The sequence below is a fragment of the Sorangium sp. So ce887 genome (assembly GCF_051521455.1).
In the GTDB taxonomy this organism is placed as follows: domain Bacteria; phylum Myxococcota_A; class Polyangia; order Polyangiales; family Polyangiaceae; genus Sorangium.
Window position 1 is genome coordinate 2739190 of sequence record NZ_CP150354.1, and the last position, 16195, is coordinate 2755384.

General features: G+C 71.5%; 13 protein-coding genes. 4 read left to right on the forward strand and 9 right to left on the reverse strand.

The window, feature by feature from the left end; genetic code table 11:
- Positions 1 to 24 precede the first annotated feature (24 nt).
- The 4 genes from WMF36_RS10445 (at position 25) to WMF36_RS10460 (ending at position 5422) form a co-directional block, all read left to right on the forward strand.
- Positions 25 to 2085, forward strand: coding sequence for a hypothetical protein (locus WMF36_RS10445; protein ID WP_437579458.1), 2061 nt, complete (start codon positions 25 to 27; stop codon positions 2083 to 2085).
- 70 nt (positions 2086 to 2155) lie between these two features.
- Positions 2156 to 2923 carry an esterase/lipase family protein gene (locus tag WMF36_RS10450; RefSeq protein WP_437579459.1) on the forward strand — a complete coding sequence of 256 codons (768 nt, stop codon included), beginning with the start codon at positions 2156 to 2158 and terminating at the stop codon, positions 2921 to 2923.
- A gap of 37 nt (positions 2924 to 2960) precedes the next feature.
- Complete coding sequence (locus WMF36_RS10455; protein WP_437579460.1) at positions 2961 to 3527, forward strand: hypothetical protein; 567 nt, start codon at positions 2961 to 2963, stop codon at positions 3525 to 3527.
- A gap of 1451 nt (positions 3528 to 4978) precedes the next feature.
- Entirely contained in the window at positions 4979 to 5422 is a 444-nt protein-coding gene (locus WMF36_RS10460) for a helix-turn-helix domain-containing protein (protein ID WP_437579461.1), read from the forward strand.
- Between the two features lie 46 nt (positions 5423 to 5468).
- On the opposite strand, the gene gcvPA is transcribed toward WMF36_RS10460, so the two are convergent.
- From gcvPA to WMF36_RS10505, 9 genes are all read right to left on the reverse strand, one after another.
- Positions 5469 to 6833 (reverse strand): aminomethyl-transferring glycine dehydrogenase subunit GcvPA, encoded by a 1365-nt coding sequence (gene gcvPA, locus WMF36_RS10465; RefSeq protein ID WP_437579462.1) that lies wholly within the window; start codon positions 6831 to 6833, stop codon positions 5469 to 5471.
- 43 nt (positions 6834 to 6876) lie between these two features.
- Positions 6877 to 7278 (reverse strand): glycine cleavage system protein GcvH, encoded by a 402-nt coding sequence (gene gcvH / locus WMF36_RS10470; RefSeq protein ID WP_437579463.1) that lies wholly within the window; start codon positions 7276 to 7278, stop codon positions 6877 to 6879.
- A gap of 103 nt (positions 7279 to 7381) precedes the next feature.
- Positions 7382 to 8503 (reverse strand): glycine cleavage system aminomethyltransferase GcvT, encoded by a 1122-nt coding sequence (gene gcvT, locus WMF36_RS10475; protein WP_437579464.1) that lies wholly within the window; start codon positions 8501 to 8503, stop codon positions 7382 to 7384.
- 104 nt (positions 8504 to 8607) lie between these two features.
- Positions 8608 to 9168, reverse strand: a complete 561-nt coding sequence (locus tag WMF36_RS10480) for a hypothetical protein (protein WP_437579465.1) — start codon at positions 9166 to 9168, stop codon at positions 8608 to 8610.
- Positions 9147 to 12764, reverse strand: coding sequence for a hypothetical protein (locus WMF36_RS10485; RefSeq protein WP_437579466.1), 3618 nt, complete (start codon positions 12762 to 12764; stop codon positions 9147 to 9149). Before WMF36_RS10485 ends, WMF36_RS10480 begins: the two co-directional genes overlap by 22 nt.
- A gap of 16 nt (positions 12765 to 12780) precedes the next feature.
- Positions 12781 to 13320, reverse strand: a complete 540-nt coding sequence (locus tag WMF36_RS10490; RefSeq protein WP_437579467.1) for a hypothetical protein — start codon at positions 13318 to 13320, stop codon at positions 12781 to 12783.
- Between the two features lie 50 nt (positions 13321 to 13370).
- The gene (locus tag WMF36_RS10495) at positions 13371 to 14714 is read right to left on the reverse strand and encodes a PilW family protein (protein ID WP_437579468.1); all 1344 of its coding nucleotides are present in this window, start codon (positions 14712 to 14714) and stop codon (positions 13371 to 13373) included.
- Positions 14711 to 15322, reverse strand: a complete 612-nt coding sequence (locus WMF36_RS10500) for a type IV pilus modification PilV family protein (protein WP_437579469.1) — start codon at positions 15320 to 15322, stop codon at positions 14711 to 14713. Before WMF36_RS10500 ends, WMF36_RS10495 begins: the two co-directional genes overlap by 4 nt.
- Positions 15319 to 16152 carry a pilus assembly FimT family protein gene (locus tag WMF36_RS10505; RefSeq protein WP_437579470.1) on the reverse strand — a complete coding sequence of 278 codons (834 nt, stop codon included), beginning with the start codon at positions 16150 to 16152 and terminating at the stop codon, positions 15319 to 15321. The genes WMF36_RS10500 and WMF36_RS10505 overlap by 4 nt, the downstream gene beginning before the upstream one ends.
- Between the last annotated feature and the right edge of the window lie 43 nt (positions 16153 to 16195).

The following is a 16195-nucleotide window of genomic DNA, read 5'->3' on the forward strand; positions in this document are numbered from 1 at the left end:
CCCTTCGTGGTACCCGGCCGGGCCGTGTGGCGCGCGTCCCGGGTCCGGCTGCTCCTGTGGCACGCGAGCGCCGCGATCCCGGTCGTCGGCGCGGCCGCGGCGTTCTACGCGCCCGCGCTCGCCAGGACGCGCGGCGTCTGGCCGGCGCCGCTCGACGACGTCTACATCCACTTCGGCTTCGCCCGCGCCGCGGCCCTGGGCCACCCGCTCTCGTGGATCCCCGGCAACGGCTACTCCTCGGGCGGGACCAGCCTGACGTACCCCCTCGCCCTCGCGCCCGGGTACCTGCTCGGCTTCCGCGGCCCCTGGCTCGGCCTCTTCGCCGCGCTCCTCGCCTGCGCCGCGCTGCTCGACCTGTGCCGCTCGCTCCGGCGGCTCCTCGAGCCGCGCGCCGGGCCCGGCGCCGCCTCTTCCTGCTGGGTCGCCTGGGTCGCGCCGCTCTTCGTCGTGGCCGTGCCGCTGCTCGACTGGAGCTGGTTTTCCGGGATGGAGGTCGCGCTGCTCGGCGCCGTGCTCGGCCGGGCGCTCGTCGCGGTGCGGCGCGTGGAGCTCGCCCCGCCGGCGCGGCGCCCGGCCGAGCAGCTCCGGGTCGGGCTCCTCGCCGCGCTGCTCGTCGCAACGCGGCCCGAGGCCGTCGCGCTGGCGGCGCCGCTCGCCGTCGCCGCCGCCCACGCGGCGGGCTCGCTCGGCGCGGTCGCGTCGCTCGCGCGCGCGTCGCTGCCCGCCGCGCTGCTCCTCGGCGCGCACGCCGCCGCGAACCGCGCGTTCACGGGGGAGTGGGGCGCCGCCGGGGCCGTGCGCAAGCTCATCCTGGCGAACCCGTACGCCACGCCGATCGAGAAGGCGGTGGAGGTGATCAAGAACCTCGCCGCGCTCCGGGTGCAGGCGCTGGAGAGCGCGCTCGGCGGCCCCTCCTGGGCCCTCCTCTTGCCGCTGCTCGGCGCGATCGCGGCGATCGACCGGCGCTCGCGGCGCCTCGCCGTGCCGCTCTTGATCGGCGCTTACGGCTCGCTGCTCCTCGTCGCGCTCAACGCGACGGCGCGCTACCAGAACCTCCGCTACGCCGCCCCGTCGCTCGCGATGCTGCTCGTCGCCGCGGCGCTCGGGGTCGGAGCGCTCGCGCGGCGGGGCCGGCTCGCCGCGGGGGTCGCGGCGGCGCTCGCCTTCGCGGCGCTCGCCGCGCCCTCCCGGGGGTTCGCGCGGCAGATCGACCACTTCGCCCGCGCCTCGGCGAACATCGCCGGGCAGCACGTCGAGGTCGCGCGACGGCTCGGCGCGCGCGCGCCGCGGCCGCGGCGGGTGCTCCTCGGCGACGCGGGGGCGATCCCGTACCTGTCGGGGATCCCCGCGATCGACGGGCTCGGCCTCGGCGGGTACCGGGGGATGCCGTTCGCGCGGGCCTCGGTGCACGGGGTGCCGGCCGTGGTCGAGCTCATCGAGCGGCTCGACGCCGCCGAGCGGCCGGACGTCTTCGCCCTGTACCCGTCCTGGTGGGGCGGGCTCGCGGACGTCTTCGGCAGGCGCGTCGACGCGGTGAAGATCGAGGACAACGTGATGTGCGCCGCCGACGAGAAGGTGATCTACGAGGCGGACTGGTCGGCGCTCGCCCCGCCGGGGGAGCGCCGCGACGGGGTCGTCGACGAGGTGGACATCGCCGATCTCGTCGACGAGCGGGCGCACCGCTACGCCTTCCCGTCGCCGCGCGGCGGCTGGGTCATCGGCGCGGTGTTGCCGGGCGGCGGCGACGGCGGCGACGGCGGTGACGGCGCCGACAGCGCGCCGCGGTTCGACGCGGGCAGGCTCATCCCCGAGGGGCGCGAGCAGTCGTTCGCGATCGGCTCGGTCGCCGCGATCCCCCGGGGATCCGCCGTGCTCGTGCTGCGCACCGACGGGGGCGGCCCGATCGCGCTCGGCGTCGCGGTCGCCGCCGGCGGCGAGGTGCGCGTCGAGGTGCCCGAGCGCCCGGCGGACCGCTGGTCCGAGATCCGGGTGCCGCTGCGCGACGTCGCGCCGGGCGATCGGATCCGGATCCGGTCGCTCCTCGGGACGTTCCGCAGCTTCCATGTCTGGCTGATGCGGCCGTGATCGGCCGGGACGCAGCGCGTCGGGGGGGCGCGGGGGCATCGCGCGACGGATCCATGGTAAGAGCCACCACGTGGTGAGGTGGTTCCGTGCGTCGGCCTTCGCGGCGAGCGCAGGCAGGGAGGTGGCCTCGTTTGCGCGGCAGGCGGTCCTCCTGCCGTACGACACCCTCGCGCCGGTGATCCCCGCCGGGACGTCCGACGGTGACGACGTGGTGATCATCCTGCACGGGCTCTTCGCGTCTGCCGGCGTGCTCCGGCCGTTGCGGACGGCGATCGAGCGCCACGCTGCCACGTCGCGGGCGCCTAGCCGGCGGGGCCCGGCGCGCGCCGGGCCTCCGGCGGGGTCGGTCCACACGGCCACGATGTCGTACGCGCCGGGGCCTGGCGTCGAGGAGCTGTCGGCGCGCCTCGCGGGCCTTGTCTCGGCGTTGCCGGACGGGGCGCGCTTGCACCTCGTCGGCCACAGCATGGGCGGCATCGTGTGCCGCTTCTTCGCGCAGGAGGTCGTCGATCCTCGGATCGTGCAGACCATCTCCATGGCGAGCCCGTTCGGCGGCATCCCGCGCGCCGGGCTGCTCGGCTTCGGGGGCGCGCGCGATCTCGACGCCTCGAGCCCGCTCCTCCGGCGTGTCCTCCTCGGGACGGCGCGGTCGAGCGTCCCGCACCTGTCGATCATCGCGGGCGCCGACACGCTTGTCCGCTCGCCCATCGCGCACGCGCTGCCGGGCGGCGAGGTGCGCGTGATGGAGGCGCGGGGGCACAACACGCTCCTCTTCGACCCCGAGGTGGCGGCGCTCGTCGCGCGGCGAATCGTCGAGCGGCGGGGCGGCGCGCGCTGACCTATCGCCGCTCGGCGCTTCGTGGTAGCTCGCTCGCGTGCGTTCGCCGATCGCCTGTCTCGTCGCCCTCGGGGCCCTGCTAACCCCGCTTGCCTGGTCATCGCCCTCGCGCGCGGACGCCTCCGCGTGGACCTTCGTCGGCGCCGGCGCGGTCGGCTGGAAGCAGGGAGACGGCGATCTCGTCTTCGACGGCGCGCTGTCGCTCGACGTCGGCGTCGGCACAACGCCCGACGCGCCCGTCATCGTGGGCGGCCTGATGCGCGCGACCCCCCTCCTCGACAGCGGCATCGATCTCGCGTTGCTCGCCCGCGTCGCGACGCGCGGCTTCCAGGCCGGCCAGCTTGGCTTCGCCCTCGACGCGGGCGGCTACCATCGATTCTGGGGTGCGGGCTCCACCGGCGTGGCCGGCGCGCTCACGCTCGGGGCGCCGCTCGGCATCAGCCTGTCGCTCCAGGGGAGCTACGGGACGGACGACGCCGTGGCGTTCGGCGCCATCGCGGGCATCGACCTGCTGCGGCTCACCGTGTACCGCCAGTCGCTCCTGCCGGTGTGGCCGAACCCGTTCCCCGCGCAGGAGCGCGGCCGGGACGTCGCCTCGCGCTGAGGGGCGCGCGAGGGCCTCGCTCGCGAGACGGCGGCGAGCCATCGAGCCGGGAGGCGAGCCGTCGAGGACCGGGCGCGCGGCGCACGGCAGGAGCCGGTTGACCGGTGAAGCGGCGCGTGGCTAGCCTGCGGCCAGGGGTCGTCATGGGAGTCGTCGCTGCGCTGGCCGTTCGCCTCCCGGCGTTCGTCCTCGTTGCCGTCCGCGTGATCGGGCGTCACGCGCGGAGGGTTGTCCATAAGAAGGGGGAGGAGGCGCATGGCGCGGACGATCGCCGCCGCCTGCGGTGCCGGCGAGGAGGGGTGAGCCGGCGCCGCCTTCCGTTCGCGCCGTATTCTTCACCTGCCTGTCTCTGGGACAGAGGATCCTTTCAGACAACCTCGCCGCGTCGTGTGGCCTGCGGAGGGCGTTCTCTCGTCCGTTCGACAGGCTCGCGGACGGCCAGCTTCGCAAAAGATGGCTAGGCGCCGCGCTGAAGGCGCCGCCATGCGCCGCCTTCCTCGCCGCCCTCAGCTGCCCTCGATCAGGTGCCGGGCCGAGCGGGAGTGGTCCGTGTATCGAACCCGGGACAATCCCAGGTGTTACTACCACGAGCAGTGTTTCTCGATGACCTGTCCGCCGCCCAATGGAATCCTCTGTGTCTCGCACGAAAGAATACAGGAAGGAGTCTGCGTGTGTCAGGAGAATGGGCTGGGATTGAAGCCATCCGATCTGGTGGATGCAGGTCCGCCCTGAGCCGGGCCCATCACGCTCTCGATCCTGCCTGCGCACAACCTGGGCCCGGAGTGCCTCGAGGGCCAGACGAGATGGCAATGTGCCGTCAAATCTATCCAGTTCTCGCCGCTCTTGCGCTGGCCTTGACCGGGTGTGACACCTCGCGGGAATGGTTCTTTTATCGACACCGGAACAACCCCAGGTGTCTCTATCACCAGCAGTGCTTCTCCATGGGCTGTCCGCCTCCTAATGGGGTCTTCTGTCACTGGCACGAAGAGGAGTACAACGGAATATGCGTGTGTCAACCGGATGGACTGAAGCCGTCGGACCTGGTGGATGCAGGTCCGCCCTGAGCCTACCCCGGCGGATCGGCCCGATGATGCGGCTCCGGCCCCGCCGAGCAGGGCCACCGTCGCCCTCCGGAAGCCCTGTCGGGCGGTCTGGAAGGCCACCTCCTGCGGTCCGGAGGCCAACTCGGCGGGCCTCGAAGGCATGCATGGATCAGTTCATTTCACAAATCCGGCTCCAAACAGGCTGGATAGAGAGTTTAACGTCTCGCCGTGGGCTTCGGACATCCTGGATGGAGAATTTAACTTCACTATCGTGACAATTTTCTTCGACCCATGTGAAAATAACCGCACAAATAGGTCCAATTCCCGGCAAACCCCGGCCTCGATTCTGTCAAGATTCATGGCAGCTTGCCGCTTTCCCAGGCGATGCTCTGTCCGAGGAGGCAGCCCATGCCGAGGAACGACGGGTACACCATCGGGGAGATCGCCGAGGAAGCCGGGGTGAGCGAGCGCACCATTCGCTACTGGTACAAGCGGGACCTCTTCGTGCCGCCGCCGTTCGCCGGACCGGGGACGCGGTACTTGCGCGAGCATCGGCTCCAGATCCTGTCGATCCAGAAGCTCCGCGAGCACGGGCTCAAGCTGCCCGAGATCAAGCGGAAGCTCGCGACGATGTCCCCCGCCGACATGGAAGCGCTGCTCGTGCCGCCGCCCCCTGCGGTCCGGCCTCCGCCGCCCGAGCCGACCTACGCGGCGGAACGCTGGGAGCGTGTCGTGCTGGTGCCCGGCCTGGAGCTCCTCGTGAGCAGCGCGGGCGGGCCGATCCTGCGGCAGATGGCGCAGCAGATCGTGACTCACTTCGGCGGCGCGGCCCCCGGACCGCACCCGCTCTAGAACACCGAACAGGCCGGTGCTCCCCCCCGCCGCGCCGTGTGCCTCTTCAGCCCGCGAACCCCGCGAGCGCCTGCACGAGCCGGTCGAGGTCCGCGCGGCTGTGCCGCTCGGTCACGGCGACGAGGAGCTCGTCCCGCCGCCGGGCGTCGATGCGGCCGAGATCGAGCCCCGCGATGACGCCCTGCTCGGCCAGCGCCCGCGTGAGCTTGCCGGCGTCGCCGCCGCGGACCTTCACGACGAACTCGTGGAACGTCGGCGCCGGCAGCGGCAACGCGTACCCGTCGAGCCGCGCGATCTCCCGCTTGAGGTGCTCCGCCTTCGCGAGGCACTGCCGCGCCGCCTCGACGAAGCCGCGCTTGCCGAGCATGCACATCCGCATCGTGACCGCCGTCGCGCACAGACCGCTGTTCGTGCAGATGTTGCTCGTCGCCCGCTCCCGGCGAATGTGCTGCTCGCGCGTGGCGAGCGTCAGCACGTACCCCCGGGTCCCGTGCTTGTCGACCGTCTCGCCGACCAGCCTGCCGGGCACCTGCTGGAGGTACTTGCGGTCGTTCCTGCACGCGAACAGCCCGACGTTCGGGCCGCCGTACTGCGGCGGCAGCCCGAGGGGCTGGCCCTCCGCCACCGCGATGTCGGCGCCGAGCGCGCCCGGCGACTCGAGCAGCGCGAGCGCGTACGGATCCAGCGTGACCGTGACAAGCAGCGCGCCCTTCTGGTGGCACGCCTCGGCCACCCTCCGGATGTCGCCCACGGCGCCGAAGAAATTCGGATAGCCGACCACCACGCACGCGGTCGTGTCGTCGATCGCCCGCGTCAGCGCGTCGACGTCCGCCGCGCCGTCGCGGCCGACGCCGACGCGGACCAGCGACGCCTTGCCGGTCCCGATGCCGTGCACGTACGTCTCGACCGTGCCGACGTAGTCGGGGTGCACGCCCTCGGACAGGACCGTGCGCTCGCGCCCCGTGAGCCGGCGCGCCATCAGCACGGCCTCCGCGACCGCGCTCGCGCCGTCGTACATCGACGCGTTGGCGACCGGCAGCCCGAGGATCTCGCTCACGATCGTCTGGAACTCGAAGATCACCTGGAGCGTGCCCTGGGAGACCTCGGGCTGGTACGGCGTGTAGGCGGTGTAGAACTCGCTGCGGAGCAGCAGCTGATCGGCGGCCGGCGGGAAGTGGTGCTCGTAGGCACCGGCGCCCAGGAACGAGAGCATGCGTCCGGCGCGGTTCTTCTGCGCGAGCTCCTCGAGGTGCCTCATGAGCGAGGCCTCATCGAGGGCGGGATCCATCGAGAGCGGGCGCGTGAGGCGCGCCTCCTTCGGGATCGCGCTGTAGAGCTCCTCGAGCGACGACAGGCCGACGGCCTGCAGCATCTCGGTGATTTCCTCGGGCGTGTGGGGCAGGTAGCGCATGGTGTCGTGCAGCGGGAAGGGTGTTCGGGAGGGGGCTCGGCGCTCAGTGCGCCGCGGTCTTCAGGAGCTCGGCGTAGGCGGCGGGGTCCATGAGCGCGCCGAGCTCGCCCGGGTCCGAGGGCGCGACCTCGATCATCCACGCCTTGCCGTAGCAGTCCTCGTTCACGAGCTCGGGGCGGCTCTCGAGGTCGCCGTTCACGCGCGTGACCTTGCCGCTCACGGGCGCGAACAGGTCGCTCAGCGTCTTGACGCTCTCGATCGTGCCGAAGGCCGTGCCCGCGGTGATCGTGTCGCCCGGCTTCACGTCGAGGTTGACCAACGTGATGTCGCCGAGCTGATCGACCGCGAAGGCGGTGATCCCGACGACGACGCGGTCGTCCTCCTGCTTGGTCCACTCGTGGTCCTTCGTGTACCGCCGGTCCGTTCGCACATCATCGCTCGCCATGTGACTTCTTCTCCCTTTGCCTTACCAACCTGGATCTCTGGTCGTCTCGGCGCGGCCGCTCGGTCAACGCGCCGCACGCGCCACGCGCCCGCGCAGCCGCGCGTCAGGCCCGCTTGTAGAATGGAGTCTTGACCACGACCGCCTCGACCGTGCGCCCGCGGCAGTCGACCTGGAACGCGGTCCCCACCTTGGCCATCGACACCGGCAGGTAGCCGAGCCCGACGTTCTTGCCGATGGTCGGCCCCGGGCTGCCGCTCGTGCAGACGCCGACCTTCGCGCCGCCGGCGTCGAGCAGCGGATAGCCGTGGCGCGCGATGCCGCGCCCCACCATCTCGAAGCCGATCAGCTTGCGCGCGGGCCCCTCCTCCTTGATGCGCTGGAGCGCGGCGCGCCCGACGAAGTCGCCCTTGTCGAGCTTCACCACCCAGCCGAGGGCCGCCTCGATCGGGTTCGTCGTCTCGTCGATGTCGTTGCCGTACAGCGACAGGCGCGCCTCCAGGCGGAGCGTGTCGCGCGCGCCGAGGCCCGTCGCCTCGAGGCCGAGCGGGCCGCCGAGCTCGACGAGCGCGCGCCAGAGCCGCTGCGCGTCGGACAGGGAGCAGAAGATCTCGATGCCGTCCTCGCCGGTGTAGCCGGTGCGGGCCACGGTGCAGCGGACGTTGGCGAGCGTCGCGTCGCGGAAGTGGAACGGCGGCAGCTCGCGCAGCGCCGGGCCGTCGCCGCCCGCGAGCGCGACGATGTCGAGCGCCTTCGGCCCCTGGAGCGCCATCATCGCCGTGCGGTCCGACGCGTCCTCGAAGCTGCAATGGCCCTGCGCCGCGCTCCGGAAGTGGGCCGCGATCTTGTCGCGGTTCGACGCGTTGCAGACGATGAGCCACTGCCGCGCGTCGATCCGGTAAACGATGAGATCGTCGAGGATCGTGCCGGCCTCGTTGCACGCGCACGTGTAGAGCGCCTGGCCGTCCTCCAGCTTCTTGACGTCGTTCGTGACGAGGTAGTCGACCACCTGCCCGGCGTGCTCGCCGCTCAGGATCATCTCGCCCATGTGCGAGACGTCGAAGAGCCCGGCGGCGGTGCGCACCGCCCGGTGCTCCTCGGTCACGCCCTTGTACTGGACCGGCATCTCCCAGCCGGCGAACGGGACCATGCGGCCGCCGAGCTTGATGTGCTCGTCGTAGAGCGGGGTCCTGCGGAGCGGAGCGGTGGGGAGCGGCTTGGTCGACACGGGCGCGATCTACTTCGAAAGGTCGGGGATGTCGACCGGCGCGGCGGCCCCCCGCGGCGCGCCATGTCGAGGCCGCCGCCGCCGACGCCGCGCCGGTGCCGCGCTCACTCGAGGCGGGTGGGATCGAGCACCTTGCCGTCCGGCGTGAGCCCGTTGCGACGCCAGCGCTCCTCGACGGACAGCCCCCGCTCCGCAGGCGGTCGGGTCTCGTCGCGGACGACGAGCTCCGAGACGTGCGCGCGCGAGACGACCTCGATGCGGATCATCCGGTGTGGCGCGCTCTTCACGGTCGCGCGCGAGAAGATCGTCTTCGCCGGCCCGGTCTCGACGTTGCCGGCGAGCACGCGGGTGCGCACGTAATTGGCCACCCGCTCGGCCGGGATTTCCCCGACCGCGAAGACGGCATCGGAGAAGCGCGCGCGCACCTTCATGCGCCGCGGGATGGGCAGGCCGAACGCCTGCTCGACGCCCTCGGCGAGCTCGCCCGGCAGCGCCTTGTCGACCGGCGGCCTCGGCGCCGCGGCCTCGCTCGGCGGCGGCGCCGGCGCCGGCGCGCCCGCGTCGCTGCGGCAGCCGAGCGCGGCCGACGCGCACGCGAACACGGCGGCGAGCGCCACGGCGGCGCGCGACAGGACGCCGCGCTTCATTCGACGAGGGTCGCCCACGAGTCGATCTTAACGACCTTGCGCGGCGGCTGCAGCGTCCTCGTGCTCGTGCGCGTCTCGCCCCCCTGGGCGTCCTCCTGGCCCGCGGCGCCGGTGTGGAACACGAGCTGGAACTCGGGCGGGCTGGACTGCCGGCTGATCTTCTGCACGCCGAAGTACGGATCGTTGTACTCCTCCGTGTCCACGCAGGTCGGCTTCTGGGTCACGGCGACGCCGAAGACGACCGTGCCCGGATCCTGAAGCTCTTCGCGTTCGAGAGGCGCGAGCGGATCGAGCGGATCGACGAGGCAGGGGTTCGGGGTTCCCTCCACCTCGGTGTCGAGCAGGTAGTCGACGCCCCAGATCGAGCCGCGCCCGTCCGCGCACGCGTAGGTCCCGGGCGCCACGGGCGTGAACGTCGCGAAGTATGCGCAGCCGTTGAAGAGGGAGATGGGCCCGGTCACGCGCTTGCCGTTCGTGAAGGGCACGACCCAGTTCTCGGTGAAGCGCAGGGTCGTGTTGTGCGGCTTCTCGGTGATCGACCAGACCCGCGTCTCGATGCCGCCGCCCGCCGTGAACGCCTCCTGATCGCCGGTGGAGAACAGGATGACCGTGTTGCCGAGCGGATCGGTGGTCACGACCGGCGTCGTCTCGATCGGCTGGCTGCTCGCCGCGGCGTCGCCCGCGATCGAGTACGCGTCCCAGGCGAGGGACACGTTCCACTGCGCCGGGTTCGTGCTCGACAGGCTGACGCGCCAGAGCGTCCCGTCGGCGTCCCCGACGTAGATGCGCTCGGCGACCTCGCCGACCCCCGCAGGGAACGGCACGGGGATGCCGGTGATCGGCGAGTCGAAGTCGACAACCCGGATCAGCGACGAGTCCAAGGTCGGCGCCTCGGCGGTGTGGCCCCGGAACGTGCGGATCACCTCGCCGGTGTCGAGCCGGACGATCGTGAGCGAGCGCGCCGGGCCAACGGGGTTGCCGCTGCCCGCGCCGCCCCAGCACCGGACCGAGTCGCGGACCGCCAGGTTGCCGGTCGGATAGAAGAGCGGGTACGTCGCGCTCTGCCGGGGGCACGCGGGCTGGCTCGTGTCGAGCGGGGCGGAGCCGCCGGGCAGGATGGCGACCGCGATCTCCCGGATCACGCCCTCGGATTCCATCTCGACCATGCCGATGGCCGGCGTCGGGGTCGTCTCGCCGAACAGCGCGTTGCCGGCGCGGTCGGTGGAGAGCTGCCAGAGGAACCGCGGCGCGTGGGGGTTCGTCACGTCGAGCGCGTAGTAGAAGCCGCCGCCGAGGCCGCCGCCGGCGAGCAGCACCGTGCTCCACGTCGCGCTGGCGCCGCTGATCTGCGTCGGCGTGCGCTCGAAGACGACGTTCTTCACGACGGGCGCGCCGTCGAGCAGGATCGATTGCTGGTTGAACGTCTGGAGGAGCCGGGGCAGGACGTAGGGCGGCAGGAAGGACCAGAGCTCGTTGTTCTGGACCCGGTCCACCTTGAGCGAGTCGATCGCGGTCGCCGCCGTCACCTGGAAGGCGTGCAGCTGCCCGTCGGTCGTGGCGGTGTAGAGCACGAGCGGCCGGTTCGCCTGGGCGGGCTGCTCCGCGAAGAGCCTGTACGAATCGTCGGGGATGTAGTCGCGCGGCGGCCCCACGACGACCGGGGTGGAGTGGTAGATGCTGCCGAGCTCGTGGCCATCGCGGGAGGCGACGTTCGCGGGCATCGCCTCGCCGATCTCCCACTCGATGAGGCGCTCGGCGCAGCTCTCGGCGGTGTTCTCCAGCAGCCCGCCCGAGCACTGCGGGGGGACGGCGACGCTGGGATCGAGGTTGAGCGCGCGCGGCGCGTTGCGGAGCTCGCCCGCGAACGTCCCCGCGATCGCCGGTGCGCCGCCGCCGGTCTCCGTGCCCGTGTAGTCGCTGAGCCCGTCCTCGTTGGCGGCCGCGGCGCGGATGCTCCGCTGCGACCAGATTTCCTGCGTGGTGGGGTCGAGGTCGCCGATCACGCTGAAGAACCTCCGCGGCCGATCGTTCGAGCTGAGGTTGGCCGCGAAGTCGTCGCCCTTGCTGGGGTCGAAGTCCTCCAGCTGCGTCGTCATCACGCCGTTCACCGACTCGCAGACGAAGCGCTTGCGCTCGAGGTTGCCGCTCCAGAGCGAGCCGTCCGGCGGCGGGCTGAACGAGGCGCCGAACTGGTAGGCGACCCCCGCGGCATCGCTGCCGTTGTCCGCGGTCGTGGCCGCCGTGGCGAAGACGGGGAGGGTGCGGCTCGTCGAGTTCGCGGCGATGCGCGCGAAGATCTGCGACATCACGGCGGACAGCTCGTTGGCGTCGTCCGGGAAGTAGCCGCGATCGGTCCCGCCCTCGATGGCGATGCGCGAGAGCGTGCAGCACGCCTTGAGCGCGCCGGTCGCATTGTCGCAGAGGCCGCCGGTCTGGAAATCGGACGAGGAGATCGCCGAGCAGTCGGTGCCCGCCTCCGTGGAGAGGCCGAACCCGACGGTATAGGTCGGCACGCGCCGGTTCGGGTTCACGTGGGTGTTGAGCGCGTGCGCGATGACGTGCGGCTCCTCGTAGGGGCAGCCCGTCCCTTCCGGGCCGGGGCCCGGGCCCGAAGCGCAGGTCGGGCGCAGATCGAGGTTCGGCTCGCCGTCGGAGATGAGCACGACCGAGGTCTTGCGGCAGCCGCCGCTGATGTACGGATCGTCGCGCGGCCCGAGCGGCTGGCCTTCCCAGATCGAGGTCTCGTTGAGGACGTAGTCGCGCGCGTCGGACAGCATCCCCGCGAGCGGCGTGGCGCCGTACGGGCGCGTCGCGATGAGCGCGTTCTGGATGCGATCGTTCCGCGTGCGCACCTCGGTGATGTCGGCGGTGTAGGTCGGGAAGGGGATGAGCGGCCCCTCCCAGAGCGGCGCGGCCGGGTTCCTGGCGCCGACCTCGACGTCCTCGACGGCGCAGTCGGGCGGGTTGCCCCGCGCCGGGTAGCCTGCGCCGCTCTCGAACCCGAGGAAGTAGCTCCACATCCCCCGCATGCCGGTCGCGGCGTTGGGCACGCCGCCGGCGAGCCCGGTGCCCGCGTCGGGGAGCGTGTCGAACGTCATGAGCGAGAACCGGATCCGGTCCCGGTAAACGTCCAGCAGGCCGGGCCCCTGCGCGGGCCACGCGCAGGCCTGGGCCGCATCGTCGTACCTGTGCCATCCCACGCTGCCGTAGGTCGACCCGGGCCCGGGCGTGCAGCCGTTGGAGAGCAGGCGATGGAAGGGGATATAGTAGTTCGCGTCGTACGGCGGCTCCGAGTCGATGCTGAACTCGTCGATGAACTCGGACTGGGTGCGGGGCTGCGCGTAGCACGAGAAGTCCTGGATCGGGCCGGTGAGCGACTCGACGAGCTTCGTCCAGCGGCTCTTCAGGTCCTCCGAGGCGGGGGGCGTGAGCGGGTTGCAGTCCGGCTCTCCGCCCGCCACCGTCTTCTCCATCGAGCCCGACGTGTCGACGAGCAAGAGGACGTTCGGCAGCGGTGGCTCGACATCGACGGCCTGCGCGCGCGCGCGTGCGGCGAGGAGGCTGACCGTCGCCGCGGAGCCCATCGTGACAAGGACCTTCGTCAGGTTTCGCATCGTGAGCTCCCGTTCGTCACTTCGAGCAGAGGACATCGGCAACGACGGACATGGATTCCTGGCTGCCCTCGGCGGCCAGGGCCAGGGCCGCGTTACCGGGCCAGGCGATGAGCCGCGCGTTCATGGTGACCGTGCAGTAATCGGCGTTCACGGCGTTCTGGCCACCCTGATCGCTGCCGGCGCGATTCCCTATCGCGGGCTTGATCTTGTCGGTGATCTCCACCTTGGCGATCCACTGGACGGCGGCGCGACCGAGGCTCCCCGGTGAATTGGGCGCGGGCAGCTCCACGAGGTCTTCCGCCGCGTTGAAGGTGTGCGGCAGGAGCGACCAGCATTGGTCGGTGATGACCGAGCAGGTGGCCGAGCTGGGCATCCCGTCCAGGCCGCCTTGTCGCTCGATCTCGGCGATCGCGAGCAGCATCGCATATTCGGCGAGGTAATGCGTCTGCGTCATCCGGCGCTCATGGCCGCTGGCGATGGTCGACAGCGTGGCGGCGTGGGCCGCGAACAGTCCGATGGCGGTGAGCATCGTGATGACCAGCACGACGATGAACACGGCGGCGCCCCGCTCGCGGGAGCGCCTTCGGGACCGGGCGATGCTTGCGCTTACCATGGGACGTAGGCCTGGTTCGGGAGGGCGATGTCGGCGTAGAGCGTGCGCATCCGGGCGAACACCGGCGGGGCTCCAGCAGGCACCGTGCTCGACAGACTGTCGACGCCGGCGACGATGCCAGGGATCAGGAATCTGCGCCTGCGGCCGTCGGGGCCCCCGGGGAGGTCGACGTCGCGATCGGGCGCCCGGGTGCGGGTCGAGAGCCGGACCTGGACCGACCGCACGCGCTGCGGCCGCCTGCCCACCAACGTGTGGTCCTCGGCGGCGATTTCGTACACGTTCGCGTTGTCGGTCGCGGTGATCGGAAACCGCTGGATGGTAGGATTTGTCACGCCCGGAGCACCGCCCTCTACCGCGGTGGAGATCCCGAACTTGAGATCGACGGCGTACTCGGCGATGAGCTCGAGCGTCCCCGAAATCGGCTGATCTTCATCGTCCAGCTCGACCCGTACGAGCTCGGTGCGGCCGTTGTCGCCGGTCTGCGCCGGCGCGATGGGCGCCACGAGAGGGGCGTATGGCGTCGCTGCGGTGCGGAGGCTCCGGATCTCGTAGCGGACGCGGTTGACGACGTTCACCCATCCACCGTCGCCTGTGTTGCCGCCGGGGGTCACGCCGCACCGAGCGAGCCCCGCCAGCCTCGGCAGGCCGGGAGCCAACTTGAGGGTGATGGCGATGAGGGTGGGCGGAGCGCCCTGCACGTTGGCGCTCGCGATCACCCCATACTGGAACTGGGTCTGACCTCGGACCATGACGCGCAGGATGCGGTTGGGGGCGAAGATCTGGAGCAGACCCTCCCCGCTGCCGCTCGCTCGCGCGAGCGTGCGTTGCACGGCGGCGCTGTTCGGATTGAGCTCGACGATCAGGTTGCCGCTGGCGTCGCTGATATTCCTGAACTCGAAGAGCTCGGTGCTGCTCAAGCTGCCGCCGATGACGATGGAGTCCGGCCACATGTCGTTGGCCACGCTCTGGCCGAGATCCGTCGGGTTGAGGACCGTCGACCCTTGACGCAGGATCGAGATGCCCGCGAGGCGCGTCAGACCGAGCGGCGCGGCCGGGACCTGGCAGACCTCCGGATCGACGAGGATGTTGGGCGTCGAGAGGTACGCGGCGCGCTGCAGGTCCGCGGCGAGCCGGTTCAGCCCGATCGTCGCCGCGAGGTGCGAGGCGGAGGCCCTCGTCTCGTTCTGGAAGAAGCGCGTCGCGTTCTTCGAGAGCAGGAAGGCCGCCAGCGACACGACAAGGCCGGCGGCCATCGCCACGATCAGCTCCACGAGCGTGAAGCCTCGCTGTCCTGAAGCGCGCGCCCGCGCGGGGGAGAGGCGGCGGCTCGTCGTCATCGTCGGTCCTCGCTCGTGTTCCGGAGAATGCCGGTCGTCAGGTACACCGCGCCGAAGCGCTCCGGATTCTGATCGACGTTGACCGGGTCGATCGCGCAGTTGATCGGGTCTCCATTGCGCTCCCAGATGACGCGGATCTCGGCGCGGATGAGGCTGTCCCAGATCCGCGTCCCCGTCGCGGGGTCGTTGAACTGGCGGAGGCGGACGTGCGTGCAGAACGCGGGCTGCGACGTGGTGTCGCCCGCCAAGATGTCGGTCCCGAACACGTCGGCGCTCGGCGCCGCCCCGAGCGCGATGTCCGGCGGGGGCGTCACCTTCGCCGGGAACGGGGAGGCGTTGATCAGCCGGAGCCAGTCGGTGTCGCCGTCAAGGTCGGGGACCCGCATGGGTTCGTTCCACTGGAGCGCGTCCACCCGCAACCGCTCAGCCCAGGTCATGGCGATGTTGTTGGCGATCACGAGGTTGCGCGCGTTCGTGTTGCTGATGAGCGTCGCCTTCTGCAGCGCGAGCACCCCGGTGGCGCCGATCGCGAGCACGCCGAGCGCCGCCATGACCTCGATGAGCGTGTAGCCGCCGCTCGCCGCCCGCCTCGCGCGCGCCGCGCTCACAGGCCGAGCCTCGCGACGCCGTTCGGCGGGACGAAGACCGAGCGCAGGAGGCCGGTCCCGCTGTTGGTCACGTTCACCCGGAGCGCGCCGAGCAGCGGCACGAACTGCGCGCCGAAGTTGTAGCGCACGTACGTCCGCCCCCGCGGCGTGAAGCAGACGTCGGCGTCCGCTTGCACGACGCCGGCGGGAGCGGTGGGATCGCGGAGCTCCACCGCGGCCAGCTCGATGCCCGTGGTGCCGAACGTCGTGACGGGGGCGGTCGTCGTCGGATCCATCCAGTTGGCGACGCTGAGGCAGCTCTGCGAGATCAGCGCGCCGGCGGCGGTGCCCTGGACCTGCGCCTGCCGCACCTGGAAGTTCCCCGTGGAGGCCGTCCACCGCACGAGCACCGCCGTCCCGCGCCCGATCGCCTGGTAGCGGGCGAGCCGGTAGATGCCGCTGATCTCCATCGCGGTGCGGTTCACGCGGCGATCGCGCATGCCGTTCACGAAGCTCGGCGACGCGGCGGCCGCCAGGATGCCGATGAGGACGACCACCGCGAGCAGCTCCGGCAGGGTGAAGCCACGCGCATCGCGACGGCGCCGCGCGCGCGCTCGCGGCGACGAAGCCCGCGCTCGATCGGGATCACGAAGGGGAGGTCGCGAATAGGAGAAAGGACGCACCAGATGCCCGGGAAAGGCAAGCCGCATGCCTTTGGCGGTGCGCGCTAAACCATGGAATTGCAAGGTGAATCTCTCAAAGCGGTCCGGGGCGGGCGCTAACGATTGCGGCGCTATGAAAAAAGGTGCAAGGCGAACGGGCCATGCGATTCCCGCCGGAAAGGTGTTCATCGAGCGTCCCGTCCACCCACAGCGCGCCTGTCGCGTGCCGCGC